The organism is Aneurinibacillus sp. UBA3580 (assembly GCF_002375825.1).
Taxonomy (GTDB): domain Bacteria; phylum Bacillota; class Bacilli; order Aneurinibacillales; family Aneurinibacillaceae; genus Aneurinibacillus; species Aneurinibacillus danicus.
This window is the reverse complement of the sequence record NZ_DFMZ01000031.1, coordinates 29398-32703: the sequence shown is the minus strand read 5'-3', so window position 1 is coordinate 32703 and position 3306 is coordinate 29398. Positions and strand designations below refer to the sequence as shown.

The window sequence follows — 3306 nt, the reverse complement described above, 5'->3', positions numbered from 1 at the left end:
TTTGTTCCGGTATAGGAAAGTATATTTTACTTTATAGTGATAAAGCAAAATATACTTTCCCTCCATTCGTAAGCGGGGAAAAGTTATTATTTTACGGATACTTCCGCCGCCAGATTTTCGGTCTTCCCTGGTCCATACAGGCGGTATGCGGCATGATTGGTAGGACCCACATACTTGTTCAGCGGGAAAGAGTGGCGGATGGCTTCTGTGATGAAAGCTTTTGCCACATCAATCGCTTCGCGTGCGGACTTTCCTTTTGCGAGTTCGGCGGTGATAGCCGCGGAGTAGGTGCAGCCTGCGCCGTGCGTATAGGAAGTTCCGATGCGTTCGGATTCCAATATTTCGAAATTCTTTCCATCATACAGCACGTCTACGGCAGCTTCGTGTTCGAGTTTGCCGCCGCCTTTCACGATAACGTACTTAGCGCCGCGTTCTTGAATTCTGGCTGCTGCTTCTTTCATCTGGTCGACGGTCTTAATCGGCCCCATCCCGCTCAATTGAGACGCTTCAAACAAATTCGGCGTCACGACAAGCGCTTTCGGAACGAGTACATCGCGCAGACATTCGTTTGTCTCTGGATGCAGCGCTTCATCTGCTCCTTTGCATACCATAACCGGGTCTACGACCAGATTTTTCAGTCCGTATTTCTCGATTTTGCCGGCCGCCAGCTCGATAATGTCGATAGAGCCGAGCATTCCTGTCTTCAAAGCGTCAACGCCGATGCCTGCCAGAACGGTTTCCAGCTGTGCTTCAAGCGTGCTTAATTCAATCGGAAATACATTATGGAACCATCCGTTATGCGGATCTTGCGCCACAATGACTGTTAACGCGGTCATACCGTATACGCCGCGTTCCTGGAACGTTTTCAAATCGGCCTGAATACCGGCGCCGCCGCTTGTATCCGATCCGGCAATCGTTAATGCCTTATACATCGTCATATTCATTAATCCTCCTTACAACGGCGTAATCATTGATTTATGCCTATTCTTATTCTGTGAGGGTCGAAAAAGGATGACTCACAGGCGGTCTCTTTATCAATTATAACAATCACGGTAAAGAGTACAATCAAAAAGCGGGACAAGTTTATGTTTTTAAAATTTTGCATGGCACATTGCAAGTGGCAGAAGTGCATGATATCATTTGAATATACATAATTAAACACTGGTTAATTATCGGAGTGAGGTGTTGATATGGCAGCAAGAAAAGCGGTAGACCAGGAACTTACAAGGGAAAGAATTCTGGACGCGGCCAGAGAACTGTTCGTTACATACGGGTATCGAAATGTTTCGATGCGCCAAATCGCCAGAGAACTGGGATACAGCCACGGTTCGATTTATTACCATTTTGAGAATAAGGCAGAGCTTTTTTATGCCCTGGTCAGCGAAGGATTTGCCCTGTTGAATAAGGTGCTTGATGATATTATGGCCCAGGAAGAGAAAACGCCGGGTGAGAAGCTGGAAGATATCCTAGTCGGATATATCGAATTTGGTCTGACACATCAGAGCCATTATGAAGTTATGTTCTTGATTAAGGACCAGGAAGTGAAGAGCTATCTGCAGCAAGAGCCGAATCTCAGTTATGAAAAATTCGCGAAAGCGATCTATGCGCTCAGCGGGAAAAAAGCGAGTGTGACGAAGATATGGTCCGTATTCCTGGCTCTGCATGGCTTTGTGGCGCATTACTACAAGACGGAGAACACGTTTGCGAATGCCGAACCTGCGGCCAGATCGCATGCACGATTTTTATTAAGAGGGTTGGAGTAAATTTTTTTTACCATTAATTGAACGATGGTTAATAATTGAAACAGGAGGGATATGGAATGAAAAAAGCGTTAGTGTTGGGAGCATCGGGCGGGATGGGATATGCGCTGGTGAAGGAGTTAGCAGGCCGGGGGATTGAGACTGTCGCATTTGCGAGAACGAAGGAGAAGCTCGACAAACTTTTTGGCGGAATGGAAAATGTAAGGATTGCATCAGGAAATGTATACGTATTGAAAGACATTATCGAGGCTGGAGAAGGTACGGACGTAATTTTTCATACGGTAAACATTCCGTATCCGGAATGGCGGACAGGACATCCTACCATTATGAAGAATGTGCTGGCTGCCGCTTCTGCCCTGAAGGCCAAATTCGCATTTGTAGACAATATTTACGCATACGGAAGAGGAAACGGCCAGGAGATTACCGAAGAATATCCAAAGCGTCCACATACGAAGAAAGGAAAAATACGGCTTGAGCTGGAAAGAATGGTGAGAGAAGCACATAAGGGAGGCGTTCCGGCTTTGATTGCCCATTTTCCGGATTTCTATGGACCACATGCGCCGAACACGGTTTTGAATTATACGCTGGAATCGATGCTATCGGGCAAGAAAGCCATGTTTGTCGGACGGCAGGATGTGAAACGGGAATATATCTTCACGCCGGACGGAGCGAAGGCGCTGGTGGAGCTGGCGATGCGGGAGGAAGCGTACGGCCAGAATTGGAACATTCCGGGCTGCACAGTCATCTCCGGCAAGGAAATTGTCGCCATCGTAAGAGAACTAACCGGATTCCGGGGCAAAGTAGGAACCGTAAGCAAAGGAATGATTACACTCATTGGTTTATTTAACAAAGCGATGTGGGAAGTAAGGGAAATGATGTATTTGATGGAAGAGCCAGTTGTTTTATCAGGCAATAAATATGAGACGCATATCGGGCCGCTGCCGAAGACGCCTTATGAGGAAGGGATCAGGCAGACACTGAATTGCATGAAGGGAGATTAAGCGTATACCATGATTCTGATTGGCTTAACCGGTTGGGGCGATCATGATAATTTATATATCGATAAAATACCGAGTCGGGATAAGCTGCAGGTATATAGTTCATACTTTCCTGTGGTGGAAGTGGACAGCTCGTTTTACGCCGTCCAGCCGGTAAAGAATTACGTAAAGTGGGTTCAGGATACGCCGGAACGATTCGGATTCATCGTCAAAGCATATCAGGGGATGACCGGGCATCTGCGAGGTGACAATCCGTTCACCAGTATGGGGGAGATGTTTGACGCATTTAAACGCTCGATACAACCTGTGATCGAAGCAGGGAAGCTGAAAGCTGTGCTGTTCCAGTATCCACCCTGGTTTGATTGTACGCAGAAGAATATCGGCATTCTTCGCTATACGAAGGAAAAAATGGAAGACATCCCGGTTGCGCTTGAATTCCGGCATCAGAGCTGGTTTGCGCCCCGGATGAGGGAGAGGACGCTTGCGTTTATGGAACGGGACGGCTGGATTCATAGCATCTGCGACGAGCCGCAGGCGGGGGTCGGGCT

The 3306-nt window shown here is 47.4% G+C and carries 4 protein-coding genes; 3 read left to right on the top strand and 1 reads right to left on the bottom strand.

Annotated elements, in window-relative coordinates; all coding sequences use genetic code 11:
* Positions 1-86: 86 nt before the first annotated feature.
* Positions 87-938: a pyridoxine/pyridoxal/pyridoxamine kinase gene (gene pdxK / locus B2899_RS05265; RefSeq protein ID WP_146809776.1), complete on the bottom strand. Its 852-nt coding sequence runs from the start codon at positions 936-938 to the stop codon at positions 87-89.
* Between the two features lie 252 nt (positions 939-1190).
* Here pdxK and B2899_RS05260 point away from each other — a divergent pair, with 252 nt between their 5' ends.
* The 3 genes from B2899_RS05260 to B2899_RS05250 all read left to right on the top strand — a co-directional run.
* The gene (locus tag B2899_RS05260; protein ID WP_146809777.1) at positions 1191-1763 is read left to right on the top strand and encodes a TetR/AcrR family transcriptional regulator; all 573 of its coding nucleotides are present in this window, start codon (positions 1191-1193) and stop codon (positions 1761-1763) included.
* Positions 1764-1819: 56 nt separating this feature from the next.
* On the top strand, positions 1820-2761 hold the full coding sequence (locus tag B2899_RS05255; protein ID WP_286884402.1) for an NAD-dependent epimerase/dehydratase family protein: 942 nt from the start codon (positions 1820-1822) through the stop codon (positions 2759-2761).
* Positions 2762-2770: 9 nt separating this feature from the next.
* Positions 2771-3306, top strand: a 536-nt coding sequence (locus B2899_RS05250; protein WP_286884401.1) for a DUF72 domain-containing protein, incomplete at its 3' end; no start/stop codon positions are given.

What these genes read in the sequence shown, in the direction of transcription:
- pdxK (WP_146809776.1), bottom strand. Translation starts at nt 938, where the DNA reads ATGACGATGTATAAGGCATTAACGATTGCCGGATCGGATACAAGCGGC.
- B2899_RS05260 (WP_146809777.1), top strand. Translation starts at nt 1,191, where the DNA reads ATGGCAGCAAGAAAAGCGGTAGACCAGGAACTTACAAGGGAAAGAATT.
- B2899_RS05255 (WP_286884402.1), top strand. Translation starts at nt 1,820, where the DNA reads ATGAAAAAAGCGTTAGTGTTGGGAGCATCGGGCGGGATGGGATATGCG.